Genomic DNA, 26542 nt, shown 5'->3' with positions numbered 1-26542 from the left:
GATGACCGAACGCATCCTCGGGCCCGTCCACCCCACGTCCGCCGCGAAGTCGGCGCTGCGGCCGCTGTTCCTCGGCGCGGCCGCCTTCGCACCGGACAGCCTGCTGGGCGGCTGGCAGGCGCGCAACGCGAGCCGCACCCTGCCGCACTGCGTCGAGCAGCTCGACGCGGCGGGCGCGCTCGACAACCTCCGCCGCGTCACCGGCGAGGTCGACGGCGACCGCCGCAACATGTGGTTCTCCGACTCCGACGTCTACAAGACCCTCGAAGCCGCCGCCTGGCAGCTAGGCCGCGACCCGGGCGACGCCGAGCTGCGCGCCTTCCTCGACACGACCGCGGCGCTGGTGGCCAAGGCCCAGGAGGACGACGGCTATCTGAACTCCTGCTTCGGCGTCGACAAGCCGGAGCTGAAGTGGCGGGAGCTGCACTGGAGCCACGAGCTGTACTGCGCGGGCCACCTGATCCAGGCCGCGGTGGCCGCCGCCCGGGCCGGGGTCGGGGCCCAGCTCGTCACGGTCGCCCGGCGGTTCGCGGACCTGATCGTCGAGCGGTTCGGCACGGTGGACGACGTCGACGGGCACCCGGAAATCGAGACGGCCCTGGTGGAGCTGTACCGGGTGACCGGGCACCGGCCGTACCTCGACCTGGCGGCCCGGTTCCTCGACCTGCGCGGCCGCGGCCTGCTCAACGGCGAGCGGTTCGGCCCCCGGTACCTGCAGGACCACGTGCCGGTCCGCGAGGCCGACGAGGTCGCCGGGCACGTCGTGCGCCAGCTCTACCTGCTGGCCGGCGTCGTGGACGTCGCCGTCGAGACCCGGGACGAGGGCCTGCTGGAAGCCGCGCGCCGGCTGTGGGCCGACGCGTTCGGCGCCAAGACCTACCTCACCGGCGCCCAGGGCTCCCGCCACCGCGACGAGGCGTTCGGCGACCCGTACGAGCTGCCGCCCGACCGGGCGTACGGCGAGACCTGCGCGGCGATCGCGAGCTTCCAGTGGAACTGGCGGCTCCTGCTGGCCACCGGCGAGGGCCGCTACGCCGACGAGATGGAACGCGCGCTGTACAACGCGATCGCCGGGTCGACCGCTCTCGACGGCACGCACTTCTTCTACTCGAACCCGCTGCACCTGCGGACCGGCCACGACGGCTCGCACGAAGACGCGCCGTCGCGACGCCTGCCGTGGTACTCCTGTGCCTGCTGCCCGCCGAACATCGCCCGGCTGATCGCGTCGCTGTCCGGCTACGTCGCCACCACCGACCCCGGCGGGCTGCAGGTGCACCTGTACACCGCCGGGACGATCCAGACCACTGTGGACGGTGCCGACGTCCGCGTCGAGACGCGCACCCGGTACCCGTGGGCGGGCCGCGTCGAGCTGACCGTGACCACGGCGACCCCGCTCATGCTCGCCCTGCGTGTCCCCGGCTGGGCCGACGGCGCCCTGATCGACGGCGTGCCCGCCGAGGTCCGCGACGGCTACGCGGAGGTGCGGCGCGACTGGACGGGCGGCACCACCGTGACCCTGGAACTGCCGATGCCCGCCCGCGTCGTCCGGCCGCACCCGCGGATCGACGCCGTGCGCGGCTGCGTCGCCGTCACCCGCGGGCCCCTGGTCTATTGCCTGGAGCAGGCCGACCTGCCGTCCGGCGTGGTCCTGGAGGACGTGCGGATCGACCCGGTGAGCGCTTTGTCGGACGTCTCGCTGCCCGAGGTGCCGGTGGCTCTCACCGCCCGCGGCCGGGTCGAGGTTCCCGCGTCGGACGAGCTGTACGGCGGCGGCGCCGGGGTGACCGGCGAGCCGGTCGAGCTGACCGCCGTCCCGTACTTCCTGTGGGGCAACCGGGAACCCGGCCCGATGCGGGTGTGGATCCCGGTGGCCACCGAGTAGTTCCGCCACCCCCTGGTCGGCATTCGGGAGCGCACCCAGCCGTGACCTGTTAACGCTCACAAAACGGAAGATTGCGAGGACCCGATGACGCGTCCTTTGGTATTCCGGCTGGCGGCCGCCGTGGTGCTCTGCCTGGTGGCCGGCCTGCTCTCCGTGGGCGCCGCGCAGGCGGCGACCGCGTTCACCAGCACGGTGGTCAACTCTTCGAACGGCCAGTGCGCCACCGTCCCCAACGGGAACAGTGCCGTGCAGCTGACCCAGGCGGGCTGCACGTCCGGCGCCGGGCAGTCGTTCCGGTTCACCCCGGTGTCCGGTGACAGCTACACCGTCGGCACGTTCACCTCGGGCAGCTGTGTGGACATCTACGGTGCGTCCACTGCGGACAACGCCGCGGTGATCCAGTACGCGTGCCACTCCGGGACGAACCAGCAGTTTCGGCTGCAGGCTGTGGAAAGCGCTTTCAGATTGGTCGCGGTCGGTTCGGGCAAGTGCGTCACGCCGGTGAACAACGCACTCGTCCAGCTGCCGTGTGCGAGCGCGAGCGCCTGGCGGCTGCCCGGCTACCAGTCTGGTGGCGGTGACCCGCAGGTCCCGCCGGAGAAGACCGTGCGGGTGTGGCTGTTGCGGCCGTCCGACGTGCCCTTCGACCAGCGCTACCCGGACGGCATCGCGAACGTGATGCGGGAGGCGCAGCGGTACTACCGGCAGGAGCTGGGCAAGACGTTCCGGCTGAACGAGCCCGTCGTGCAGGTGGTCACCGGCGAGCACGTGAAGAGCTGGTACGAGAACACGCCCAACGGCGGCGACCGCTACTGGTGGGCGGTGTTCAACATGCAGCAGGAGCTGACGCGGCGGTTCGACGTGAAGGACGGCGACCGGCGGTGGATCAACGTCGGCGAGGTCATCGCCGAGGGCCAGGGCGCGGGCGGCGGTGGCGGCAACGGCTGGGTGATCCTCTGCCAGCACGACGCCGACGGCGCGGCCGGGATCAACGGCCCGATGAACCGGTGGTACGGCGGCATGGTGCACGAGCTCGGCCACGCCTTCGGCCTGCCGGACTCCACTTCGACCGACGGGACGCCGATGTCGGCGTCGTTCTACGACTACCCGAACACGCATTTCAGCCAGAGCCAGAAGAACGGGATCCTCACCGGCCCGTACGGCTCGTTCCTCTTCTGAATCCCCGGATCGGAGACCCCGATGAAACGTCCGGCAGTGCTCGCCGTCGCCCTCCTGGCGGCCGGCTTCGCAGTGGTGGTCCCGGCGAACGCCGCGGCCACGTTCAGCAGCACGATGGTCAGCTCCTCGAGCGGCCAGTGCGCCACCGTCCCCAACGGCAACAGCGCGGTCCAGTTGACCCAGACGGCCTGCACCTCCGGTGCCGGGCAGTCGTACACGTTCACCCCGGCGTCCGGTGACGCCTACACCATCGGCACCTTCACCTCGGGCAGCTGCGTCGACATCTACGGCGCGTCCACCGCGGACAACGCCGCGGTGATCCAGTACGCCTGCCACGGGGAGACCAACCAGCAGTTCCGGCTGCAGCCGGTGGGGACGAACACGTTCAACGTCGTCGCCGTCAGCTCCGGCAAGTGCATCACCCCGGTGAACAACGCCCTCGTCCAGCTGCCGTGTTCGAGCGCGAGCGCCTGGCGGGTGCCGGGGTACGTCCCCGGGACGTCCGACTCCTACGAGGGCATCCCGAACCTGGCCCCGAACGCGTGCAAGAACTCCGGGCTGCCGCGGTCGTACGGCACGAACTTCCAGACGCCGAACGACCCCTACGGCCAGGGCTTCCAGAACACCACGGCGATCGGCTGGGACGGCAACTACTGGCCGGTCTTCAGCTACCTGTCCGGCTCGTTCTTCGCCCGCGGCGTCAACACGACGTACAACGGCCTCTGCGGCGGGATGTACTCGTTCAGCGCCTACACCTACGGCGGCAACCCGGGCGCGCAGTCGGTGCAGTGGACCGAGGACAACGGCTACCTGCCGGCGATGACGACGTCCCGCACCTCCGGGAACGTCGGGATCACGATCAAGAACTTCGCCGACAAGGTCACCATCAACGGCTCGCCGGTGATGCTCGTCTACACGCGGGTGTCCATCAAGAACAACGGCTCGTCCTCGGTGACGGTCCCGCCGGGTGGGTCCGGTCCGGGGCTGGTGCGGCTGACGTCGTCCACATTGGACACGGTCGCGGCCGGGCAGACCAGCAACCACGACTTCGTGGTGGCCGTGGACAACTTCGGCAGCGGCGTCGCCCTGCCGACCGGCTCGACGCTGTCGTCGAACGCGCCGAACTACGACACCGCGTACGGCCAGATGACGTCGTACTGGAACTCGCGGCTGGCCGAGACGAACACCTTCAGCCTGCCGAACACGACCCTGCCCAACACCGGGAACCTGGCGAACCCGGGCACCGCGATGGCGAACGCCTACAAGGCGGGCACCATCTACAACCTGATCATGCAGGTGGGCAAGGCGCAGTTCTCCGGTGCCAACAACTACAACTGGATCCTCAACCACGACGTCCCCGGCGAGCTGACCGCCAAGTTCCAGACCGGCGACTTCCGGGACGCGCGCAACCTGCTGCTCACCGCCCGGATCTCGCAGCAGGACGGCTGGGACGAAGTCGGTGCCAACTGGTACTGGGACGGCGTCTGGAAGACGATGGGCTCCTGGGCGACGTACCTGGCGAAGACGAACGACACCGCGTTCGTCAGCCAGTACTTCAACGACACCGGCTCGTGGGGTCCCAGCCTCCGCACCATCGCCCGGGTGAAGTACCCCGCCCAACTGGCCTCGGACGGGACGCTGCAGGCCAACTTCGACAACGACTCGACCGGGCGCTGGCTGTTCAGCAACTTCTCGGCGTTGCAGATGCTGGCGTCGTACAAGTACATCGCGACCAAGATCGGCCAGACCGCCGAAGCGACGTGGGCGAACACCGCGTACACGTCACTGCTGAACGCGCTGAACACGGTCGTGGGCCGCAACCAGTCCGCGAACGGGTTCACCTACCTGCCCTGTGAGGTGGACAAGCCCAACAGCGCCAACCGCTGCAACACCTTCAACGACGCCAACTGGGCCTCGCCCGGGTGGGTCGGGCAGAACCAGTGGTCGACGATGCTGTCCGGCGGCGCGCTGACCGGCATCATGGGCGACCCGGGCCAGATCGACCGGATGTACCAGTGGGGCTTCGGCAGGCTGTCGGCCAACGGCTACCCGTTCCCGACGTTCGGGGCGTTCAACGGGTACTCGACCGCGTACAACACGTCGTACTCCTCCGACGGGCTGTACTCGAACAACTACCGCGACCTGCCGATCACCAGCTACGCCTGGCAGCTCAAGACCACCACCGGCGGCCCGAACGCCTGGTGGGAGGCCAACGGCAGCGGGCCGAGCTCGGCGAACCCGTGGATCGGCAGCCACGCCGGCCCGCAGTTCGGCGCATGCCCGTACGCGTGGCCGATCGCCGGGCAGCAGCAGGGCCTGCTGGAGTCGCTGGTGGCCGAAGGCCTGGCGTCGACCGGGTCCGGGCCGTACACGTTCACCCGGCCGCTCTACATCGGCCGCGGCGTGCCCAATTCCTGGATCGCGCCTGGTCAGACGATCTCGGTCGGCAACCTGACCAACACCTACGACGTCGCTTCGGGCAGCCGGACCACCTACGGGGTTTCCCTCGCGGTGAGCGGTTCGAGCGGCGCGCGGGTCGTCACGGTGTCGCTGACGGGCAGCCTGCCCGGCGGCGCGGTCGCCATCCAGCTGCCGGTGTTCCTCTCCACCGGCGTGAACTCGGTCAGCGGCGGCAGCTACGACGCCGCCACGCACACGGTCACCGCGAGCGCGAACACGGTGACCATCACCCTCGCGAGCTGAGTCTGCCGACGGCTCTTACCCAGGAAAGGCGCGATGATGCGCGAACCCACCTTCGACCGTCGTCTGCTGCTCAAGGCCGTGGGCGCCCTCTCCGCGAGCGCCGCGCTGGCCCCGGCCTTCGCCGGTGTCGCCGCGGCCGCCCGTCCCGACATCGGCGTCTCGGTGTTCCCGTTCCCGCTGGGCGCGGTGCGGCTGCAGGCCGGGCCGTTCCTCGACAACATGAACCGGCAGCTGGCGTACTTCCGGTTCGTCGACGCCGATCGCCTGCTGCACACGTTCCGGCTCAACGTCGGCCTGGCCAGCTCGGCCCAGCCGTGCGGCGGCTGGGAGAGCCCGAGCACGGAACTGCGCGGCCATTCGACCGGGCACCTGCTGTCCGGGCTGGCGCAGGCGTACGCCAACACCGGCGACACCGCGTACAAGACCAAGGGCGACTACCTCGTCAACGCCCTGGCAGCGTGCCAGGCGGCCTCGCCGGGACGCGGGTATCACGCCGGCTACCTCTCGGCGTTCCCGGAGAACTTCTTCGACCGCCTGGAGGGCGGCCAGTCGGTCTGGGCGCCCTACTACACGCTGCACAAGATCATGGCCGGGCTGCTCGACCAGTACCTGCTCGCCGGCAACCAGCAGGCCCTCGACGTCCTGCTGCGCAAGGCGGCCTGGACGAAGGCCCGCACCGATCCGCTGTCGACGGCGCAGATGCAGGCGGCGCTGCGGACGGAGTTCGGCGGGATGCCGGAGGTACTGGCGAACCTGTACCAGGTGACCGGCGATCCCGCTCACCTCACCACGGCGCAACGGTTCGACCACGCCCAGGTCCTCGACCCCCTCGCGGCGAACCAGGACCGGCTCGCCGGGTTCCACGCCAACACGCAGATCCCGAAGGTCCTCGGCGCGATCCGCGAGTACCACGCCACCGGGACCACCCGCTACCGGGACATCGCCGTGAACTTCTGGCGGATCGTCCTCGACCACCACTCGTACGTCATCGGCGGCAACTCCAACGGCGAGTACTTCCAGACCCCCGACGCCATCGCGAGCCAGCTGTCGGACAACACGTGCGAAGTCTGCAACACCTACAACATGCTCAAGCTGACCCGGCAGCTGTTCTTCACCGATCCGGTGCCCGAGTACATGGACTACTACGAGCTGGCGTTGTTCAACCAGATCCTCGGCGAGCAGGACCCGAACTCGAGCCACGGGTTCGTCACGTACTACACGCCGTTGCGCGCGGGCGGGCTCAAGACCTACGCCAACGACTACGACGACTTCACCTGCGACCACGGCACCGGCATGGAGTCGCAGACGAAGTTCGCCGACAGCGTGTACTTCTTCACCGGCGAGACGTTGTACGTCAACCTGTTCATCGCGTCCGTGCTGACCTGGCCGGGCCGGGGCATCACCGTCCGGCAGGACACGACGTTCCCCACTTCGTCGGGCACGAAGCTGACGATCGGCGGCTCCGGGCACATCGCGCTGAAGATCCGCATCCCGAAGTGGACGTCCGGGGCGGTGGTGAAGGTCAACGGCGTCGCCCAGGGCACTCCGGCGCCGGGGTCGTACTTCACGATCGACCGGACTTGGGCGGCCGGGGACGTCGTCGACGTGTCGGTCCCGGCGTCGCTGACGTTCCCGCGGGCCAATGACGACGGGGGTGTCGGGGCGGCGAAGTACGGCGCGATCGTCCTTGCGGGTCAGTACGGCTCGACGAACCTGAGCGCGCTGCCGGCGTTGCAGACGGGGACGGTGAAACAGGACCCGGCGAACCCGCTGCGCTTCACGGCCACCGCGAGCACGGGCGCGGTCACCCTGCTGCCGTTCTACGCCACGCACCACCAGCGGTACACGGTCTACTGGCGGTTGAGTGGCTCGCCGCCTACCGGGACGTCCTACGAGGCCGAGGCGGGGACCCTGGCCGGTCAGGCGGCCGTGCGGAGTTCGTCGGGTGCTTCCGGTGGTGCGCTGGTGGGTTACGTCGGCGGTGGTTCGGCGAACTACGTGCAGTTCAACGGGGTGAACTCGACCGCGGGCGCGCGTCAAGTGACGATCTTCTACGCCTCGGGTGAGGCGCGGTCGATGACGGTGAGCGTCAACGGCGGTGCGGCGACTTCCGTCAACACGCCCAGTACGGGTGGCTGGGACACGGTCGGGTCGGTGCAGGTGACGCTGACGCTCGCCGCGGGGGCCAACACGATCCGCCTGGGCAACTCGTCCGGCTGGGCGCCCGATATCGACCGGATCGTCGTGGGCTGAGTTGTCGTGAGTGGGAAAGCGTGTTCTAACCCGCTTTCCCACTCTCGACCGCTCTACTGCGCCGGTTCGCCGGACGGGACCGGGAGCCGGGTGCCCAGGGCTGCCGGGGTGCCGAAGTTCGGCGTCCCGTCCGCGTTCCAGGTGAGCTTCTGGGCGCGGGTGGTGCGGTTCATGTCGCAGCCGCCGTTGGCGGAGTTGTTGGCGTGGTAGACGATCCAGTCCTCGGTGCCGTCGGGGGACTTGAAGAACCCGTTGTGGCCGGGGCCGAACACCGAGTTCGCGTTGCTGCGCTGGAACACCGGCTGCGCGGACTTCACCCACGAAGACTGCTGCAGCGGGTCGCCGCCGTTGTAGGTCAGGATGCCGAGCTTGTAGTCGGGAGTCGAGCAGTGGCTGGCGGAGAACACGATGAACGTCTTCCCGTTGCGCTGCAGCACTTCGGCGCCTTCGTTGACCGCGCCGCCGACGGTCTCCCAGCCGTACGTCGGCGACGACAGGATGCGCCGCGTGCCGCTCGCCGTCCACGGGTTGGACAGGGGCCGGATGAAGTTGGGCTGCGAGCCGTTGTAGAACGTGCCCAGCAGGTACAGGTTGCCGTTGAGCTGCAGGATGCTCGGGTCCAGCTCCCAGGTGTTGTCCTGGGTGGGGTCGAGCAGGTCGGCCTTGAAGCTGTAGGGGCCCATCGGGTCGGTGCCGGCGCTCTCGATGACGTGGATGCGCTGCGTCCCGAGGTCGTAGGGTTCGCGGCCGGCGACGTAGTAGAGGTACCAGCGCGGCCCGTTCGGCCCGGTGAGCAGGTGGAACTCGGGCGCCCACATCGTCCCGGCGCCGTTGGGCCGGGTGAGGGTGAAGATCACCGTGTCCGGCGCGGACGCCAGGCCGCCGAGCGTGCGCGACTTGCGCATGGTGATCGTCGAGTTCCACGTCGTCGTGGCCAGGTAGTAGTAGCCGTTGTGGTACTGCAGCCACGGGTCCGGGCCGTGCTGGCTCAGCGGGTTGGTGAAGGTGGCCGCGCTCGTCCCGGCGGCGATCCGCCAGACGCCGTTCGCCGCCGTCGTGCACGGCAGCTGCACGAGCCCGGCGCCACTCGCCGCCGGGGCGACGCACTTCCCGGAGTTCACCGAGACGACGGTGAACGTGTTCGTGCCCGCGGCCTGCAGCCGGAATTGCTGGTTCGTGCCGGAATGGCACGCGTACTGGATGACGGTGGCGTTGTCGGCGGTGGACGCGCCGTAGATGTCGACGCAGCTGCCCGCGGTCATCGTCGCAATGGTGTAGACGTCCGCGCTGTTCTGATAAGGGGTGAAGGTGAAACTCTGATTCGCGGCGGACGAACAGCCGCGCTGCACGAGTTGCACGGCACTCGAGGCGTCGGGCACCTCGGCGCAGTTCCCGCTGCCCTGGTTCACCATCGTGCTGCTGAAGGTGGTCGCCGCCCGCGCGGGTGCCGCCACGAAGAGACCGGTCAGCAGAATGGCCGCCGCCAGCCAGGGTGATCGCCGCATTGTGTCCTCACATCGACGAGGAGGAGAGAAACCCGGAGTCTGCGACGGTACGCCGGAAACCGGCAAATGAACAGAAAAAACGGCCGATTCCCGGTTTCGTGAATCGGCCATGCGTGCTGAACTAGTTTCGTTTGAGAGAGCAGTCGAAGAATGCGCTGAGGGCCGCTCGTTGACCGGCCACGCTCCGGTCCGGGTCGACGGTTCCGATGAACGGCGCGAGTGCCGCGGGGTCGAGGCCGAGCCGGGGGAGGAGCACCTGGTAGTCGGTGTAGCTGAAGTGCTCGCCGTCCGGCAGGTGCTGCGTGCGGACGGGTCCGCGCTGGTGGGTGAGGAACTCCTGCCACGACGGGTCGGAGGCGGCGCTGTGGTCGCCCGCGCTCAGCAGCAGGAACGGCTGGTCGAGGCCTTCGCCGGCGGCGCGGCCGAATTCGCGGTTCGACTGGGAGTACGCCATGCTGCCGTCGAGGTCGGCTCCGGCGTCGATGCGGGCGTCGGCCACCATGGTTTCGGCGGTGGTGAACCCGCCCGCGGAGTGGCCGAACATGCCGGCGCGGGAGACGTCCGGCGACAGCCCGGCGGGCAGCGCCCGGCGTTCGGCGTCCGGATTCCCGCCACGCGCGAGGGTTTCCAGCGCGTCGAGGACGAACCGGGTGTCGGCGACCCGCGTGGCGATGAGCTGACGGCCGGCGTCGGGACCCGAGGGCAGCACCCGCCGTTCGACGCGCCCGCCGGGGAACTCGACCGCGGCGGGCTCGTGGGTGTGGTCGATCGCCACGGTCACGTACCCCTCGCTCGCGAGCTGCTCCAGCTGCGCGGTCCCGACCGAGCGCGGGTACTTGGCGCTGGGCGAGTAGAGCACGACCAGCCGCGGTCCGCCGGCCGCGGGAACGCCGGTGCGGGCGTGCGTGGGGAAGGTGTAGTCCAGCCGGTCGGCGGTGATGCCGAGCGTCCGCGCGTCTTCCTCGGCGATCAGCTTCGCGGCTTCCGGTGCGAGGTAGGGCGTCTTCGGGCCATGGCCGGGCCGGGCGGGATACCGGACGGTGACCATGAGTTCCCGGGGCGTCCCGGCGACCCAGGGGTCCGGCCGCGCGGGGTCGACGAGGTGCAGGTCGACGCTGCCGACGGCGTAGGGACCGGTGGGGGCGGGGAGGGCGAGCCGGGTGGCCGCCGAGGCGGGGACCGCGGTCAGGAGGAGGACGCCGGCGAGCCCGGCGACAAGTGGTTTTCGCATGCTTCGACCGTATTGACGGTCTGCCTGCGGGACATCGGGACGATCACCGAGATCGACCCGGTCAGGGGCGTGGCCCGCGGGCCACGCCCCTTCGGGCTCAGAAGCCGTAGATCGTTTCGTAGACGCGCTCGGCGTTGGCCGCGACGAGCCCGTTGGCCCACAGCTGGTTGACCCGCGCGCGCTCGGTCGAGTTCGGGACCGCGTTGGTGCAGGACGGGCCGGGGCCGCCACCCGACATCAGCTCGGAGCACGGGCCCGAGTAGTGGTCGGGCAGGCCGAGGGCGTGCCCGGTCTCGTGCGCCGCGATGCGGGTCGGGTTGTACTGGCGGGCCTGGGTGTAGTCGATGAAGATGGTGCCGCTGCCGTGCCCGTTGGTGGAGGCGTAGGAACCGCGGGGGTCGTTGCCCTCGGTGAAGCGCAGGCTCGCACCGGAGTTGCGCTCGACGAGCCGGACGTTGGTGACGCTGCGGTTCCAGTTGGCGGCACCGGCGTTGATCACCGACCGGAACGTCGGTGCGCTGGAGGTGCTGTAGTAGACCGTGGTGACGGCGGCTTCCTGCGCGGTGGCGGCCGCCGCGGTCCCCGCGGCGAGCGGGGTCACGGACAGGGCAAGCGCAATGGCGCCGGCCAGGGCGAACTTCCTCGACATCGGAAGACTCCTCGTGGGGGACGGGGATTTGCCGGAATTGCGCGCGCTGTCGAGAATTTACCGGGAAGACACCTTTCTCCGGAGCCGACTAACGTAGGTGCCGCCAACTGGTGATTTCCCAACACCAAAGTCTGTTGACAACGACTGGTCAGGCGGTCCGGGTGAGGGCGAGCAGCTGCTGTTCCAGCTTCCGCATCGCCGGAACGTCGATGCCCGCGCCCCACAGTGGTGCCGTGCACGCGCCGTCGGCTGCCGCGACCACCAGGGTGACCAGCTCGGGCGGGAGGCCGTCGGCGTGGAGGTCGCGTTCCCACCTCTCCGCGTCCGCGCGGGCCAGCTCGGCGATCTCGGGGATCGAGATCAGCTGGGCGACCAGGGCGATCGTCTGGCGGATCGCGACCTCGTCGTAGGAGGTGTCCAGCGACGCCCGGACGTACGCGCGCGTCAGGCGGCCCGGCTCGGTGTCGGCCGGGTCGATCGCCGCCTGCACGTCGGTGCGGAAGGTGTCCAGCAGGTCCTGTGCCAGCGTGCGGACCAGCGCGTCCTTGGCCGGGAAGTGGTACAGCAGCCCGCCTTTCGACACGCCGGCCGCGCGGGCGATGTCGTCGAGGGAGGCCGAGACGCCCCGGGTGCGGATCACCGTCGCGGCGGCGTCGAGCAGTGCGCGGCGGGTCTCTTCCGGGCTGCGCCCGGCCTTGCGTGGCATGTCAGTCCTTTCCGGACGGAATCGTACGCCAGGCGATCACCGCGGCGACGGCGGTGACGGCGGCCGCCGCGAGCGAGGTCACCTGCATCGCGCCGGTGAACGCTTCCCGGGCCGCGTGGGCCAGTTCCGAGGCCGGGTCGAGCACGCTCGCGGCGCCGGCGAGGGAGTCGCGGGCCTCGGCCGGCACCGGACCGGGCGGCAGGAACGCGCGGTAGACCAGGTTCACCACCGAACCGAGGATCGCGATGCCCAGCGCCGCCCCGAGCTCGTAGGCCGTCTCGGAGATCGCCGACGCCGAGCCGGCCTTGTCCCGTGGAACGGCGGACAGCACCGAATCGACCGTCAGCGTCAGCGCCAGGCCGACGCCCAGCCCGACCGGCACGAGCGTCAGCCCCAGCCACCAGTACTGCGGTGCCCGTTCGGCGATCGACACCAGCGCGAGGCCCAGCGCGGCGACGGCGAGCCCCGCCGCGACGGCCCGGCCCCGCCCCAGCCGCCCGGCGACCACGCCGACCGCCGCCACGACGGCGATCGAGGCGAGCGTGGCCGGCATCTCCGCGAACCCCGCCTGCAGCGGCGAGAAGCCGCGGACGAGCTGCAGGTACTGCGAGAAGAAGAACAGCAGGCCCATCAGCGCGAAGACGGCGATGAAGTTCGCCAGCACCGCGCCGCTGAAGGCGCCGTTGCGGAACAGGGTGACGTCGATCAGCGGCGCCTCGGCCCGCCGCTGGCGGCGGACGAACAGGATCCCGGCGACCATCCCGAGCACGGCGGCGACGGCCACCTGCGCGTCGAGGCCCGCGCTGACGGCGTGCTTGACCGCGTAGACCAGCGGAACGATCGCCACCAGCGACAGCCCGGCCGAGAGCAGGTCGAACCGCCCCGGGTTCGGGTCGCGCGACTCCGGCAGCAGCCAGGCGCCCAATACCAGGAAGACGACGACGATCGGGACGTTGATCAGGAACACCGAGCCCCACCAGTAGTGCTCCAGCAGGGTGCCGCCGACCAGCGGGCCCAGCGCGATGCCGCCGCCGGACCCGGCCGACCAGATCGCGATGGCGCGGGTGCGCTCGCGCGGGTCGGTGAACAGCGTCCGGATGAGCGACAACGTCGACGGCATGATCGTCGCGCCGGCGATCCCGAGCAGCAGCCGCGCGACGACGAGCACGCCGGCGGTGGGGGAGAAGGCGGCCAGTGCGGAGGCAAGCCCGAACGCCGCCGTGCCGACGAGCAGCACCTTCTTGCGCCCGAAGCGGTCGGCGAGGTTCCCGGCCGTGACGAGCAGCCCGGCGAGTGCGAGGGAGTAGACGTCGCCGATCCACAGGATTTCGGTGGCGGTCGGCGCGAGCTCGCGGGTGAGCGACGGCACGGCCAGGTACAGCACCGTGCCGTCGACCGCGAGCAGGAGCACGGCGCCGACGAGCACGCCCAGTGCGGCCCAGCGGCGGCGGGGGCTCAACGGGCGGGCGGAGGTCGGCAGGGTGGCGGTCATGCCAGTTACTATACCGTCTGGACGGTACAGTAACTGTCGTGAGCCCGGTCACCCCGCAGGGATCAGGCCTTCGTCAGGAAGAAGTAGGCGTAGTGCTTGTCGAGCTCGTTGCGGGGCACGAGCTGGACGGCGGCCGGCGTCAGGCCGCAGCGCGTCGCGAGCTCCCAGAACTCCGCGATCGGGTAGGTCGTCATCTCGGCGAGCCCGGACCGGTAGCCGCGGCGACGCGGCCGCGTCCACCAGCTGCCCGTGTCGTACTTGATCTGGATCAGCGCCAGCCCGCCCGGGGCGAGCAGCCGCGAGGCGATGCGGAGCAGGCGCTCGCCGTACTCGGGCGTCGGGATCAGCTCGAAGACGTAGAAGCTGAGGAAGACGTCGCAGGGCTCGCCGACCTGCGCCAGGGCGGCTTCCGGTGCCTCGACGTCGATCGAGACGGGCGTGAAGGGCGTGTCGCACACGGCGGCGACCTCCCGCTCGCACTCCCGCAGGGTGGCGGGCGAGATGTCGACACCGATGTACTCCCGCGCGTGCGGGGCGAACTCGACGGCGTTCGCGCCGCCACCGCAGCCCCAGTCGACGATCCGGTCCCACGGCCGCGTGAAGCCGGCCATCCGGGCCCCGCGTTCGAAGAGTTCGACGTGCTCCCGGCCGATGCGCGACCACAGGTCGTTGTCCCGGAACACCGACGCGTCCCGCCAGTGGGAGTTCGCGAGCCACCGGTCGCCGGCGGGTTCGCGCCAGTACGCCTGGGCGTCGGTCGAGATCCGGCTTTCGGACTGCCGGGCACCCACGCCGGTCAGGGTTCGCTGAACGAGCTCTTCGGCTCGCCGGGCGAGCCGTTTGGCCTGCCGGGTCGCGGTCGACGTACTCGGCGCCAAGCTGAACATTCCAGTCACCGTCCGGAGGGGAGTGGGAGGAGATTGCCGTCACCGGGAATTGTGGTCGCCGCCACGGTCGTCGTGCCGGGGGCGAAGGTCCCCGCCGGTCCCGGGGAAGTCGGGACCGGAACAGGGCCGGACGGCCCTGTTCGCCGGTACGCTGGCGGAAGCGGAAGGAGGCGGACGTGACGGCCGAGGAACTGATCATCGAGTTCGCCTTGACCCGCATGGACCACCCGGACCTCGAGTTCGAGGAGATCGCGGCCCTGCTGGTACGCCGCGGCGGGCCGGAGCGGGAGCTGGAGTTCGCGGCACGCAACCTGGCCGATCGGGGGGAGCTGCGCGGCGCGACCTTCCCGACGGCGGTGGAATACGTGCTGCGGGTGGTGCTGACCCTGCGGGGGCCCTCGGACTAGTCCACTGTGGACGCGGCGGCTCGGGCGTCCCCGGCTGCGTGCTCCCGCCACGATCCCGGCGCCCCGGCCGCGGGCACCGCGCGTTCGACGGATTCGCTCACCGTGCGCGCCAACGCGCTCGCCGACCGGCAGTGGTGGAGCTCGTCCAGCGGCGCGACGATGCTGCCCCCGGATCGGCGACGCCGGGCTGCGGTGGTGCCGTCCCGGGGGTCCGTTTCGTCCTCCGCGTCCTCCTGAGTTGCCGCAAGTTTGCCCGTGAACCCTTCCGGCCCGAGGCGTTGTATGTTAAGAAACTTTACTAACTACAAGTCGGAGGCACGCCGTGAGCTCACCCCCTCGGTCCGGGGAACCGCCCGCCCTGGAGCGCAAGATCGGGCCGCTGCAGGCCACCGCGATCAACATGACGCAGATGTGCGGCATCGGCCCGTTCGTCACGATCCCCGCCATGGTCGCCACCATGGGCGGCCCGCAGGCGATGTTCGGCTGGATCATCGGGGCGATCGTCGCGCTCGCCGACGGGCTCATCTGGGCCGAGCTCGGCGCCGCCATGCCGGGTGCCGGCGGCACGTACCTCTACCTCCGCGAGGCGTTCCAGTACCGGACCGGACGGCTGATGCCGTTCCTGTTCGTCTGGAGCGCCGTGCTGTTCATCCCGCTGATCATGTCGACCGGCATCATCGGCCTCGTCCAGTACCTCGGCTACCTGATCCCCGGCGTCACCGACGACGCCGGCACGACGCCGCTGGGCAAGGTCATCGGCGTCGGCATCACGCTCGTGATCGTCGCCGCCCTGTTCCGCAAGATCGGCCAGATCGGCAAGCTCACCACCGTGCTGTTCGTGGTCATGCTGATCGCGGTGCTCACCACGGTCGTCGCCGCGTTCACGCACTTCAGCGGCGCGCAGGCGTTCGCGTTCACCCCCGGCGCGTTCAGCTCGGCCGGCGAGGGCACGTTCTGGGGCGGCCTCGGCGCCGGCCTGATCATCGCCATCTACGACTACCTCGGCTACAACACGACCGCCTACCTCGGCGGCGAGGTCCGCAGTCCGGGCCGCACGCTCCCGCGGTCGATCCTCTTCTCGATCCTCGGCATCATGAGCCTGTACTTCCTGCTGCAGGTCGGCGTGCTCGGCTCGGTACCCCTCGAGGAGCTCAAGACGGCCACTTCGGTCGCCTCCACCGTGCTCGAACAGGCGTGGGGGACCGTCACGGCGAAGATCGTCACCGTCTTCATCGTCGTCGCGGCGATCGGCTCGGTGTTCGCCGGGCTGCTCGGCGGCTCGCGGGTGCCGTTCGAAGCCGCGCGGGACAAGGTGTTCCTGCCGGTCTTCGGCAAGCTGCACCCGAAGCTCAACCTGCCGACCGCCGGCGTGCTCACCATGGGCGCCATCACGATCATCGGCTCGCTGTTCACGCTGACCGACGTCATCAACGCCGCCGTCGCCACACTGGTCATCATCCAGTCGCTGGCCCAGGTCGCGGCCATCGTGACGCTGCGCCGCCGCCAGCCGCACCTGCGGCGGCCGTACCGGCAGTGGCTGTACCCGGTGCCGACGCTGCTCGCGCTGGTCGGCTGGGTCTACATCTACGTCTCCGCGACCTGGCTCTCGATCGGGCTGTCGCTGGGCTGGATCGCCGTCGGCGCGATCGCCTACCTGGTCTACGCCAGGGCCGAGCACACCTGGCCGTTCGGGCCCAAGGAAATCAAGGAAGCCTTCGCCGCCGAACCGGAAGGGGCCCAGGCATGACCCGGAAGCTCGCGGTCCTCGCCGCGCTGCTGCTCGTCCCCGGCGTGCTGAGCGTGGCCGGACCCGCCGCCGCGCAGGACGCGCAGTCCCGCGGGCTCACCACGATCGGTCTCCAGGGCTGGCAGGTCCTGACCACGGCGAGCGTCAGGGACGGCGGCGACAAGGTCTCCACGCCCGGGTACACCACCCGCGGCTGGCTGCCGGTGCAGCCGGACGACGCCGGCGCGCCGGGCACGGAGATCAACGCCCTGGTCCAGAACGGCCGGTGCCCGGACGTCTTCTACTCCGACAACCTGCGCAAGTGCTTCGGGTACGTCGACAAGCTCGGCCCCGTCGCCACCTTGCCGTTCGCCGACCCGTGGTGGTACCGCACCGACTTCACCCCGGCCATCAGGCCGGGGCAGCACGCGCAGCTGACCATCCCGGGCATCGTCGGCGAGGGCGACGTCTGGGTCAACGGCACGCTCGTCGCCACGAAGGACGTCGTCAGCGGCGCGTTCGCCGGCCACACGTTCGACGTCACGAAGCTGGTCAAGCCGGGCCGCAACACCCTGGCGATCAAGGTCTACCCGAACGACCCGACGAAGATGTACACCCTCGACCAGGTCGACTGGGGCCAGATCCCGCCGGACAACAACACCGGCATCCAGTTCCCGCCCACCCTCCAGGTCTCCGACGCGCTGACCGGCGACAACGCCCACGTCGTGCAGGACAACGCCCCCGATCTGTCGAGTTCGAAGCTGACCGTGAAGGTCGACGTCACCAACAACGCGGCCACCGCGCGGACCGGGGACGTCGCCGCGACGATCACCCCGCCGTCGGGCGCGCCGATCGTCGTCGAGCAGCGCGTCACGATCCCGGCGAACACCAAGAAGACCGTGGCCTTCGCGCCGGTGAAGATCGCGCACCCGAAGGTGTGGTGGCCGTACTCGATGGGCGACCAGCCGCTGTACACGCTGACCACCGCGGTCTCGCAGGACGGCGTGCTCTCGACGTCGTCGAAGAGCACCTTCGGCATCCGCACGGTGACCTCGCGCCTGGTCGGGAAGTCCGCGCCGCTGCCGGAAGGCGCGCGGCAGTTCACGATCAACGGCAGGGACTTCGTCTTCCGCGGCGGCGGCTTCGCGCCGGACCTGTTCCTGCGCTACGACAAGGCCGACACCGCGCACCAGCTCGCGCTGATCAAGAACCTGGGCCTCTCCGGCGTCCGGCTCGAAGGCCACGACATGCCGCAGAACTTCTACGACCAGGCCGACCGGGCCGGTCTCCTGGTGATCGGCGGGTTCCTCTGCTGTGACGCCTGGCAGCCCGAAGACGCCTCGACGCTGACCGAGCGCGACTACCGGATCATGCACGACTCGGCGTACACCATCGCGCAGATGGAGCGGAACCACCCGAGCGTCTTCAACTACGGCTGGAGCGACAACGAACCGCTGCCGCGCCAGGAGTCCGAGACGCTCAGGGCCTTCGCGGAAGCGGACTTCCAGGTCCCGGTGATCGCTTCGGCGGAGTACAAGAGCACGCCGACCCTGGGCCAGTCCGGGGAGAAGGAAGGCCCGTACGACTGGGTCCCGCCGTCGTACTGGTACGACAGCTCGCACTTCGATCCCGAGGACTCCTCCCGCACCAACGCCGGTGGGGCGTGGGGCTTCGCGAGCGAGCAGAGCGCCGGGCACACCGTGCCGACGCTCGACTCGATCAAGCGGTTCCTCTCGCCCGCCGAGCAGGCGAAGCTGTGGCAGGACCCGGAATACAACCAGTACCACGCGAACTTCGAGCCGGGGCACGGCGGTTACGCCTTCGGCACGCTGTACACGCTCGACCAGTCGATCCTGCAGCGGTACGGGAAGTGGAACTCCCTGGAGTCCTATGTGGACCTGGCGAACATCGCGAACTACGAGAACACGCGCTCGCAGTTCGAGGCCTTCCTGCACCACTCGACGGACCGCGCCAACCCCTCGACCGGCGTCGTCTACTGGCAGCTGAACAAGGGCTGGCCGACACTGCTGTGGTCGCTCTACAACGACGACGGCGACCAGGCGGGCGCGTACTTCGGGGCCCAGAAGGCGAACAAGCCGCTGCACGCGATCTACGGCTACGACAACGGGTCCGTCACCCTGGACAACCTCGGCGCGGTGGCCCAGACCGGGCTTTCCGTGCGGGCCCGCGTCATCGACACCGCGGGCAAGGTCCTCGACGACCAGACGGCTGCGGGTATCTCGCTGGGTTCGCAGGGCGTGCGCACGGGCGTGCTCAAGCCGAAGGTGCCCGCCGAGACGAAGGCACCCGCGCCCGCGCAGGTCTACTTCGTCGAGCTGCAGGTGACCCGCGGCGGGACGGTCGTCGACCGGAACGTCTACTGGCTCTCGACGCAGAAAGACGTCGTCGACTGGGCGAAGACGCTCGGGAACCCGCAGGCGACGCTGGCGCAGTACGGCAACCTGCAGGCCCTGCGGAACCTGCCGAAGTCGCAGGTCAGCGCGGTGGCGTCGACGCGCCCGAGCGGGCCCGGCCTGGTCACCACGGTGACGATCACCAACACCTCGAAGACGCCGGGGGCGGCGTTCTTCCTGCGGGCCGACGTCCGCCGCGGCACGCCCGGCGGGCGGGAAGCGCCGGGGGACAACCAGCTCGCGAACGCGACCTGGGACGACAACGACATCACGCTGTGGCCGGGCCAGTCGCAGACGCTGACCGTCACCTACCGGGCCGCGGACCTGCGCGGCGCGGCGCCGGTGATCAGCGTCGACGGGTTCAACACCGGCCGGATCGTGGTGCGGGGGACAGGAGGGGCGCACGCGTGAGCGACGATCGGATTCTCGGGATCGACTTCGGCGGCACGAAGGTGGCGCTGGGGCTCGCCGACCGCGACGGCACCCTGCTGGCGACCCGCCGGCTGGACACCGACGCGCACGCGGGGGCCGAGCAGGTGGTGGTGCGCACGCTCGCCGCGGCCAGGGCCCTCCTGGCCGACGAGGGCGCGGCGCCCGGCCGCATCGGCGTCGTCAGCCCGGGGATCGTGCTGCCGGACCGCATCCTGCTCGCGCCGAACGTGCCGGGCTGGGAACAGCTGCACCTGGCGGAGCTGGTGGCCGCGGAGTTCCCCGCCGTGCCGATCTCGGTGGGCACGGACGCGAAGGCGGCGGCACTCGCGGAGTGGCGCTGGGGCACGCTCGCCGGGGCCGACCCGGCGGTGTTCCTGTCGCTGGGCACCGGCATCGCGGCGGCGGTGCTGGTCGGCGGCCGGGTGCTGACCGGCGCCAACGGAGCTGCCGGCGAGATCGGGTACAACCTGCTCTCGCCGCAGGACACCGAGGGTTTCGCGAGCGGAGCGGCGCCGCTCGAGGAAGCCGTCGGTGGGCGTGGGCTGGGCGGCCGGGCGAGCGAGCTGCTCGGCCGCCCGGTCACCGCCGGGGAGCTGTTCGCGCTGGCCAAGGAGAACGTCGAGGCCAAGGAGCTGGTGACGGCCGCGCTCGACGAGCTGTCGATGCACGTGGCCAACCTGGCGATCGCCCTGGACCCGCAACGCATCGCGGTCGGCGGCGGGCTCGTGCGCTCGGCGGACGTGCTGCTGCCGGCACTGGCGGACCGGCTCGCGCACGCGGTGCCGTTCCCGCCGCAGCTGGTGGCGGCGCGGTTCGACCAGGACGCGGCACTGCTGGGCGCGGTGGCGCTGGCACTGGGCGGCTGAGGCGTCCGGGTGGGTGGTCGCCGGTGTCATGAAAGGGTCGTTCATGACGTCAGACGTCATGAACGACCCTTTCATGACGTTCGGGCCGCCGGTCTCCTTCGCTGCCGGCGCTAGCTGCGGGCGGCGGCGACCTCTTCGGCCTGCCGGAACGCCGCGGGGGACAGCTGGAACCACACCAGGACCGCGCTGACCGCCTGGACGCCCGCAGCCATCACCCAGACCCCGCGCAGGCTCCAGTGGGCCGCGACCAGGCCGCCGGCCAGCGCGCCCAGCGGCGTCAGGCCCCAGGCCAGCGCCCGGTGGCTGGTGAGCACGCGGCCCAGCAGCGGCGCCGGCGTGAAGCGCTGGCGGCTGGACTGCGAGCAGACGTTCCAGATCAGCACGGTCGCCGTCAGGGAGACCAGCACGAGCCCCACCAGCGGCGGCCACGGCGGGACGACGGCGATCAGCAGCGTCACGACGGCGCCGAAGCCCTGCGAGAACCGCATCGACCACGAGTAGCCGAGCCGGTCCACCACCTTCTGCACCACGAACGACGACGCGACCCAGCCGACGGCGAGACAGGCGAGCAGCACGCCGTAGCCGAACGGGCCGACGTGCAGGATCTGCGTCGCGTAGAGCACGAACATCGCGTTGCCGGCGCTCGCGGCGAACGAGCCGAGCGCGACGTTGATCGTGATCGACCGCAGCAGCGGCGTCCGCACCAGGTGCCGCAGGCCGCCGGAGAGGTCCCGCAGCGGGTGCGTCGTCGCGGCCACCACGGACCGCGACGGGATCCGGCGGGCGAGCAGCAGCGCGGCGAGCGCGCAGCCGGCGGCCAGCCAGGCGGGCGACCCGGTGGCGAACGCGATCAGGAACCCGGTCAGCGGCGGCACGACGAACCGCACGACCCCCTGGTCGATCACCGTGAGCCGGGCGTTGGCGTGGGCGAGCTGCCCGGGTTCGACGAGTTCCGGCACGAGCGCGCCGCTGGCACCGTCCCCGAGCACCCGCGCCGAGGTGATGACGAAGGCGACGACCAGCAGCACGGGCAGGCTGAGCAGCCCGGCGGAGGTCACGGCGGCGAGCACCACGGCGGCGCCGGCGAGCACGGCGTAGGACCAGGCCAGCACGGCGGTCCGCCGCACCCGGTCGATGAGCACCCCGGCGAACAGGGAGAGCAGCAGCCAGGGCGCCTCCCCGACGACGTTGATCAGCGAGACCTCGCGCGGATCGGTGGTGACCGAGACCGCAAGCAGCGGGAGTGCGGCCAGGAGCAGGCCCTCGGCGGACGAACCGGACACCGCGACGGCCTGCAGCCGCACCCACCTGGAAGCCATGATCAAAGAGCTTGCCGAAGCGATCGGTGAATTCCAACCGATTTACCGGCCGGGGCGGCGAAAAGGTCAGCGGCGCACCCGGGTCGATTCGCGGACGACCAGCTCCGGGGTGAAGACCACGGCCTGCCGTTCCGGTTTCGTGTCCGACGTCTCCGCCAGCAGCAGCTCGGCGGCCGTGCGGCCGAGGCGGCGGGCCGGCTGGCGGACCGACGTCAGCGGGACCGCCGCGGCGCCCGCGAACTCGATGTCGTCGTAGCCGACGATCGCCATCTCGTCCGGGACGCGCACGCCCGCGCCGACCATCGCCTGCAGCACGCCCAGCGCGAGGAGGTCGTTCGCGCAGAAGACGGCCGTCGGGCGGGGGCTCGCGCCGAGCAGGCGCGCGCCCGCGTCGCGGCCGGATGAGACGTCGAGGCCGATCGCCTCCAGCACGGTCAGTTCCGCTCCGGAGCCGGCCAGCGCGGCGCGCACCCCCTGCTCGCGGTCGCGGCACTGGGCGAGGATGGCCGGGCCGTTGACGAACGCGATCCGCCGGTGCCCGGTCTCCAGCAGGTGCCGTGCCCCGAGCGTGCCGCCGGCGACGTCGTCGACCGCCACCGAGCTCGCCTCCTCCGCGGGGGCCTTCCGGTCGACGAACACGTACGGCGTGCCGGTGCGCCGGAACGCCCGCAGGGCCTCGCCGGACGTCGCGACCGGGCTCAGCAGCACCCCGCGCACCCGCTGCTCGGCGAACATCGCCAGGTACGAAGCCTCCAGCTCGGACCGCTGCCCGCTGTTGCAGGTGATGATGTTGAGGCCCTCGGCGTGCGCGGCCTGCTCGGCGCCGCGGGCGACGTCGACGAAGAAGGGGTTGCCGAGATCGAGCACGAGCAGCCCCAGGACGCGGCTGCGCCCGGCCCGCAGCTGGCGCGCGGACTCGTCCCGCACGTAGCCGAGCTCCTCGATCACCGAAAGCACGCGGCTGCGGGTCGCCGCCGCGACGACGTGCGGCCGGTTGACCACATTGGACACCGTGCCGATCGAAACGCCGGCCCGTTTCGCGACGTCCTTGATGCCGACCACCGGACCCCCTCGCTGAGAAGGCGCCAGCCTATCATCTGAAACGTTTCAGGCCGGGATTTCCGACCTTGGTCGGATGATCGCGCCGCTAGGCTCCGGGCAGGGGTGGCTGCTGCTGGGAGGAGTCCGGGTGCGGATCTTCACGATCGTCCTTTCCCTGGTGCTGACGTGGGTGTTCGCCGGCGCGGTCGCCTCGGCCTCGCCGGTGGTGGAAGGCGACACGGACAATCCGGTCGCCATCGCGCCCGGGGTCTCGCGGCCGGACACGCCGCACTGCAGCGTCACGCTCGCCGACGGCTTCCGCTCCAACGCCGCCGACGGCAGCCCGCAGTACTACGAAGGCACCCTCGCACCGCCGAAGGCCTGCCCGGGACCGTGGGCGAAGGTCGTCATGGACCAGACCGTCACCGTGCGCGGGCGGCAGTACGACCGGATCGGCGACCTGCGGATCGGCGGCACCGAAGTGTGGTGGGGGACGACCCAGGAGCCCAGCGGCGAAGGCCGCCGCGCGATCACCTACCACTTCGACAAGGACCTCACGCCCTACAGCGCGCTGCTGCGCACGCCGCAGCCCTTCCACGGCGGCATCGAGAACTACACCTCGGCGATCTACACCGGCGTCTACGCCCAGGCCGTGACGCTCACCTACTACCAGGCCGACCGCAGGCACCCCGCGCCCGAGGCGCCCGACCACGTCGCCGGGTTCGGGCACGCCGACGCGACGCCCGCCGCGCCCACCGTGCACTTCACCGCCCGGGACCTGCCGCGCAACATCACCCGCGCCTACCTCGAGGTGACCCTCGAAGGGCACGCCTGCGACGAGCAGTGGTTCGACGACGTGCCCGACGACGTCGCCGCGAAGTACCCGGCGGCCGGCCTGTGCGGGAAAGGCCCCTACCGCGAGGCGAACTTCGCGATCGACGGGACGGCCGCGGGGAGCGCGTTCACCTTCCCGCACATCTACTCCGGCGGGATCGTGCCGCAGCTGTGGCGGCCGATCGTGGCGATCGACACCTTCAGCCTGCACGCCGAAACCTACGACGTGACGCCGTTCGCGGGCCGGCTCGTCGACGGCGGCACCCATGATCTCTCCTTCTCCTTCCCGGACATCGGCGGTGAGTTCACCGTCGTCCCGACGCTACTGCTCTACACCGACAAAAACCGCGCGCAGACGTCCGGCGCCCTCACCCGGCACGACGTCGCGGCCGCGCCGGCCCGGCAGACGACGGTCAAGGACATCTCCGGCGGCGTGAACGTCACGGTCACGGCGCACCGCGACGACGTCACGGCCGGCTACGTCGACACCTCCGCCGGCCGCGTGTACACGCGGGTCGAGCGCACCCGCGACTACCGCAACAGCGACGACGTCACCGGCGGCGGCTTCACCCAGCACGTCGTCCAGGCCGACTCCGGGCAGCAGACCTCGGTGTCCACAGTGGACGGCCGGGTGCGGTCGGCGGCCAAGCACACCTGGTCCTACCCGCTGACCACGGACGCGACCGCCAACATCACCGACGACCAGAACCTGCGGATCTCGGGCTCGGTGGACATGACTCAGGTCCTGGGCGACTTCACCGGCGACGGCCGGAACTGGCGGCCGGCGCGTGCGTCGCGGGAGTGGCTCGCCTCCTCCGGCGTGCTGGCCCGCACGAACGGCGTGAACACCGAGGCCGACGGCCGCTCGAAGACGCTGTTCACCGGCTCGGACGACCTCGGGCGGCCGTACTTCCACTACGTCGCGACCGAACACGGGCTGATCACCGAGAACCGGGAGCTGCCGCCGCGGCGATAGGGTTCCGCCCCGTGACCGAACCCGCCTTCGTGACCGAGACCCGGGCCGCCTACGACACCGTCGCCGGCTCCTACGCCGAGCAGTTGCGCGACCTCCTGGCCGACAGCCCGTGGGACCGCGCGATGCTGGGCACGTTCGCCGAACTGGTCGGGAAGAGCGGCCCGGTCGGCGATCTCGGCTGCGGTCCGGGCCGGCTGACCGGCTACCTGGCCTCGCTCGGACTGGACGTGTTCGGCGTGGACCTCTCGCCGGGCATGGTCGAGGTGGCCCGCCGGACGCACCCGGGGCTGCGCTTCGAGGTCGGCTCGATGGCCGCCCTCGACCTCGGCGACGGCGCACTGGCAGGGGTGGTGGCGTGGTATTCGCTGATCCACACGCCACCGGCCGAGCTGCCGCCGGTGGTGGCGGAGCTGGCGCGGGTGCTGGCGCCGGGCGGACGGCTGCTGACGGGGTTCCACGTCGGCGACGAGCGGCGCCACCTCAGTCACGGCTACGGCCACGACATCTCGCTCGACGCGTACCGGTTGCCGCCGGACTTCGTCGCCGAGCTGTGCGTCGCCGCCGGGCTGGTCGTGGAAGCGCGGCTGGTGCGGGAGCCGCAGGGGTCGTTCGAGAAAGCGCCGCAGGCGTACGTGCTCGCCCGGAAGCCGGCGTGAACCCCGTCTCGCCGCTCGTCACCCGATCGGGCTAGTACGGTACTGTCGGTCCCATGGGGAGTCTCCGCTCACGGTTCCTGGGCTGGGTCGGCCGGCGCTACCTCGCCCGGCAGTCGAAAAAAGGGTTCGACCTCGAGAAGATGTCGTCCCTCCTGCCCGATTCGGCGCTGCTGCCGCTGAAGCGGGACGGCCTCGACCCGGTCCCCGACATGGCCGCGCGGCGGAGCGAGGCACCGATCGGCAAGCTCGACCTGCCGTTCGGGATGAACGCCTGGCTCGTCACCGGCTACGACGAGGCGAAGGCCGTCCTCGGGAAGGCCACCGGGTTCTCCAGCGACTTCGGCAACCTCGTCGGCAACGCCGGCGTGACCGCCGACCAGAACCCGGGCGGGCTCGGCTTCGCGGACCCGCCGGTGCACACGCGGCTGCGGAAGCTGCTCACGCCGGAGTTCACCATGCGCCGCCTGAACCGGCTGGCGCCGCGCATCGACGAGATCGTCGCCGAGCAGCTCGACGCGATGGCCGCCACCGACGGCCCGGTCGACCTGTGGCAGGCGTTCGCGCTGCCGATCCCGTCGCTGACCATCTGCGAGCTGCTCGGCGTGTCCTATGAGGACCGCGAGGACTTCCAGCGGCTGAGCACGGCCCGCTTCGACCTGTTCGGCGGTGCGGGCGCGTCGCTCGGCGCGATGTCGGAGTCGCTGACGTACCTGCTCGACATCGTCAAGAAGCAGCGCGAGCAGCCCGGGGACGGCCTGCTCGGCATGCTGATCAAGGAACACGGCGACGAGATCGACGACCGCGAGCTGGCCGGCCTGGCCGACGGCGTGCTCACCGGCGGCCTGGAGACGACGGCGAGCATGCTGGCGCTCGGGGCGCTGGTGCTGCTGCGCGACGAGAAGGCGATGGACGCCGTCCGCGGCGACGACGAGTCCGTGCACCGTTTCGTGGAGGAGCTGCTGCGCTACCTGACGGTGGTGCAGATGGCGTTCCCGCGGTTCGCCAAGGAGGACATGGACATCGGCGGCGTCCACATCGCCGAGGGCGACATCGTGCTGGTGTCGCTGTCGGCCGCGGACCGCGACCCGAAGCTGGGCCCGGACATGGAGACGTTCGACGCCACCCGCGAGCCGACGTCGCACCTGGCGTTCAGCTACGGGATCCACCGCTGCATCGGCGCGGAGCTGGCCCGCATGGAGCTGCGCACGGCGTACCCGGCCCTGATCCGCCGCTTCCCGAACCTGCGGCTCGCGGTGCCGGAGGAGCGCCTGTCGTTCCGCAAGGTGTCCATTGTGTACGGCCTGGACGAGCTGCCGGTGCTGGTGGACTGACGGGTCGGGTGCGGGACGCGGTCCTGGTGCGCTTCGATGACCATGGCGACCTC

At 70.8% G+C, this 26542-nt stretch carries 19 protein-coding genes; 11 read left to right on the top strand and 8 right to left on the bottom strand.

Going from position 1 to position 26542, the window contains the following annotated elements; genetic code table 11:
• Nucleotide 1: 1 nt before the first annotated feature.
• The 4 genes from BLW76_RS29135 (at nt 2) to BLW76_RS29120 (ending at nt 8017) form a co-directional block, all read left to right on the top strand.
• Nucleotides 2-1882 carry a glycoside hydrolase family 127 protein gene (locus tag BLW76_RS29135; RefSeq protein WP_091313275.1) on the top strand — a complete coding sequence of 627 codons (1881 nt, stop codon included), beginning with the start codon at nt 2-4 and terminating at the stop codon, nt 1880-1882.
• Between the two features lie 84 nt (nt 1883-1966).
• Nucleotides 1967-3061 carry an RICIN domain-containing protein gene (locus tag BLW76_RS29130; RefSeq protein WP_091313272.1) on the top strand — a complete coding sequence of 365 codons (1095 nt, stop codon included), beginning with the start codon at nt 1967-1969 and terminating at the stop codon, nt 3059-3061.
• Between the two features lie 21 nt (nt 3062-3082).
• On the top strand, nt 3083-5764 hold the full coding sequence (locus BLW76_RS29125) for an RICIN domain-containing protein (RefSeq protein ID WP_244170358.1): 2682 nt from the start codon (nt 3083-3085) through the stop codon (nt 5762-5764).
• Between the two features lie 36 nt (nt 5765-5800).
• Nucleotides 5801-8017 carry a beta-L-arabinofuranosidase domain-containing protein gene (locus BLW76_RS29120; protein WP_244170357.1) on the top strand — a complete coding sequence of 739 codons (2217 nt, stop codon included), beginning with the start codon at nt 5801-5803 and terminating at the stop codon, nt 8015-8017.
• A gap of 53 nt (nt 8018-8070) precedes the next feature.
• On the opposite strand, the gene BLW76_RS29115 is transcribed toward BLW76_RS29120, so the two are convergent.
• The 6 genes from BLW76_RS29115 to BLW76_RS29090 form a co-directional block, all read right to left on the bottom strand.
• Nucleotides 8071-9522 (bottom strand): family 43 glycosylhydrolase, encoded by a 1452-nt coding sequence (locus BLW76_RS29115; protein ID WP_091313265.1) that lies wholly within the window; start codon nt 9520-9522, stop codon nt 8071-8073.
• A gap of 121 nt (nt 9523-9643) precedes the next feature.
• On the bottom strand, nt 9644-10753 hold the full coding sequence (locus BLW76_RS29110) for an alpha/beta hydrolase (RefSeq protein WP_244170356.1): 1110 nt from the start codon (nt 10751-10753) through the stop codon (nt 9644-9646).
• A gap of 97 nt (nt 10754-10850) precedes the next feature.
• The gene (locus BLW76_RS29105; protein ID WP_091313262.1) at nt 10851-11402 is read right to left on the bottom strand and encodes a snapalysin family zinc-dependent metalloprotease; all 552 of its coding nucleotides are present in this window, start codon (nt 11400-11402) and stop codon (nt 10851-10853) included.
• Nucleotides 11403-11550: 148 nt separating this feature from the next.
• On the bottom strand, nt 11551-12108 hold the full coding sequence (locus tag BLW76_RS29100) for a TetR/AcrR family transcriptional regulator (RefSeq protein WP_091313260.1): 558 nt from the start codon (nt 12106-12108) through the stop codon (nt 11551-11553).
• Between the two features lies 1 nt (nt 12109).
• Entirely contained in the window at nt 12110-13600 is a 1491-nt protein-coding gene (locus BLW76_RS29095; protein WP_091313257.1) for an MFS transporter, read from the bottom strand.
• 62 nt (nt 13601-13662) lie between these two features.
• On the bottom strand, nt 13663-14487 hold the full coding sequence (locus BLW76_RS29090; protein WP_091313255.1) for a class I SAM-dependent methyltransferase: 825 nt from the start codon (nt 14485-14487) through the stop codon (nt 13663-13665).
• Nucleotides 14488-14663: 176 nt separating this feature from the next.
• On the opposite strand from BLW76_RS29090, the gene BLW76_RS29085 reads away from it, so the two are divergent.
• The 4 genes from BLW76_RS29085 to BLW76_RS29070 all read left to right on the top strand — a co-directional run bounded on the left by BLW76_RS29085 (nt 14664) and on the right by BLW76_RS29070 (nt 20332).
• A complete protein-coding gene (locus tag BLW76_RS29085) occupies nt 14664-14894 on the top strand; it encodes a hypothetical protein (RefSeq protein WP_208613407.1) in 231 nt (76 codons plus the stop codon).
• Nucleotides 14895-15216: 322 nt separating this feature from the next.
• Nucleotides 15217-16641, top strand: coding sequence for an APC family permease (locus tag BLW76_RS29080; protein WP_091313252.1), 1425 nt, complete (start codon nt 15217-15219; stop codon nt 16639-16641).
• Nucleotides 16638-19445: a glycoside hydrolase family 2 protein gene (locus BLW76_RS29075; protein WP_091313249.1), complete on the top strand. Its 2808-nt coding sequence runs from the start codon at nt 16638-16640 to the stop codon at nt 19443-19445. Before BLW76_RS29080 ends, BLW76_RS29075 begins: the two co-directional genes overlap by 4 nt.
• Complete coding sequence (locus BLW76_RS29070) at nt 19442-20332, top strand: ROK family protein (protein ID WP_091313246.1); 891 nt, start codon at nt 19442-19444, stop codon at nt 20330-20332. Before BLW76_RS29075 ends, BLW76_RS29070 begins: the two co-directional genes overlap by 4 nt.
• A gap of 110 nt (nt 20333-20442) precedes the next feature.
• Here BLW76_RS29070 and BLW76_RS29065 read toward each other — a convergent pair whose 3' ends face one another.
• Both BLW76_RS29065 and BLW76_RS29060 read right to left on the bottom strand, forming a co-directional pair.
• Nucleotides 20443-21651, bottom strand: a complete 1209-nt coding sequence (locus BLW76_RS29065) for an MFS transporter (RefSeq protein ID WP_091313243.1) — start codon at nt 21649-21651, stop codon at nt 20443-20445.
• Between the two features lie 66 nt (nt 21652-21717).
• A complete protein-coding gene (locus tag BLW76_RS29060) occupies nt 21718-22713 on the bottom strand; it encodes a LacI family DNA-binding transcriptional regulator (RefSeq protein ID WP_091313240.1) in 996 nt (331 codons plus the stop codon).
• 127 nt (nt 22714-22840) lie between these two features.
• On the opposite strand from BLW76_RS29060, the gene BLW76_RS29055 reads away from it, so the two are divergent.
• From BLW76_RS29055 to BLW76_RS29045, 3 genes are read left to right on the top strand one after another with little or no spacing between them, the layout of a single operon-like run.
• On the top strand, nt 22841-24502 hold the full coding sequence (locus BLW76_RS29055) for a peptide-N4-asparagine amidase (protein ID WP_091313237.1): 1662 nt from the start codon (nt 22841-22843) through the stop codon (nt 24500-24502).
• Between the two features lie 11 nt (nt 24503-24513).
• Entirely contained in the window at nt 24514-25158 is a 645-nt protein-coding gene (locus BLW76_RS29050; protein WP_091313234.1) for a class I SAM-dependent DNA methyltransferase, read from the top strand.
• A gap of 53 nt (nt 25159-25211) precedes the next feature.
• Complete coding sequence (locus tag BLW76_RS29045; RefSeq protein WP_167384769.1) at nt 25212-26489, top strand: cytochrome P450; 1278 nt, start codon at nt 25212-25214, stop codon at nt 26487-26489.
• The last annotated feature ends 53 nt before the right edge of the window (nt 26490-26542 follow it).

The organism is Amycolatopsis tolypomycina (assembly GCF_900105945.1).
Lineage (GTDB): Bacteria > Actinomycetota > Actinomycetes > Mycobacteriales > Pseudonocardiaceae > Amycolatopsis > Amycolatopsis tolypomycina.
This window is presented reverse-complemented; position numbering and strand designations above follow the sequence as displayed.

What these genes read in the sequence shown, in the direction of transcription:
- BLW76_RS29135 (WP_091313275.1), top strand. Translation starts at nt 2, where the DNA reads ATGACCGAACGCATCCTCGGGCCCGTCCACCCCACGTCCGCCGCGAAG.
- BLW76_RS29130 (WP_091313272.1), top strand. Translation starts at nt 1,967, where the DNA reads ATGACGCGTCCTTTGGTATTCCGGCTGGCGGCCGCCGTGGTGCTCTGC.
- BLW76_RS29125 (WP_244170358.1), top strand. Translation starts at nt 3,083, where the DNA reads ATGAAACGTCCGGCAGTGCTCGCCGTCGCCCTCCTGGCGGCCGGCTTC.
- BLW76_RS29120 (WP_244170357.1), top strand. Translation starts at nt 5,801, where the DNA reads ATGCGCGAACCCACCTTCGACCGTCGTCTGCTGCTCAAGGCCGTGGGC.
- BLW76_RS29115 (WP_091313265.1), bottom strand. Translation starts at nt 9,522, where the DNA reads ATGCGGCGATCACCCTGGCTGGCGGCGGCCATTCTGCTGACCGGTCTC.
- BLW76_RS29110 (WP_244170356.1), bottom strand. Translation starts at nt 10,753, where the DNA reads ATGCGAAAACCACTTGTCGCCGGGCTCGCCGGCGTCCTCCTCCTGACC.
- BLW76_RS29105 (WP_091313262.1), bottom strand. Translation starts at nt 11,402, where the DNA reads ATGTCGAGGAAGTTCGCCCTGGCCGGCGCCATTGCGCTTGCCCTGTCC.
- BLW76_RS29100 (WP_091313260.1), bottom strand. Translation starts at nt 12,108, where the DNA reads ATGCCACGCAAGGCCGGGCGCAGCCCGGAAGAGACCCGCCGCGCACTG.
- BLW76_RS29095 (WP_091313257.1), bottom strand. Translation starts at nt 13,600, where the DNA reads ATGACCGCCACCCTGCCGACCTCCGCCCGCCCGTTGAGCCCCCGCCGC.
- BLW76_RS29090 (WP_091313255.1), bottom strand. Translation starts at nt 14,487, where the DNA reads ATGTTCAGCTTGGCGCCGAGTACGTCGACCGCGACCCGGCAGGCCAAA.
- BLW76_RS29075 (WP_091313249.1), top strand. Translation starts at nt 16,638, where the DNA reads ATGACCCGGAAGCTCGCGGTCCTCGCCGCGCTGCTGCTCGTCCCCGGC.
- BLW76_RS29065 (WP_091313243.1), bottom strand. Translation starts at nt 21,651, where the DNA reads ATGGCTTCCAGGTGGGTGCGGCTGCAGGCCGTCGCGGTGTCCGGTTCG.
- BLW76_RS29045 (WP_167384769.1), top strand. Translation starts at nt 25,212, where the DNA reads ATGGGGAGTCTCCGCTCACGGTTCCTGGGCTGGGTCGGCCGGCGCTAC.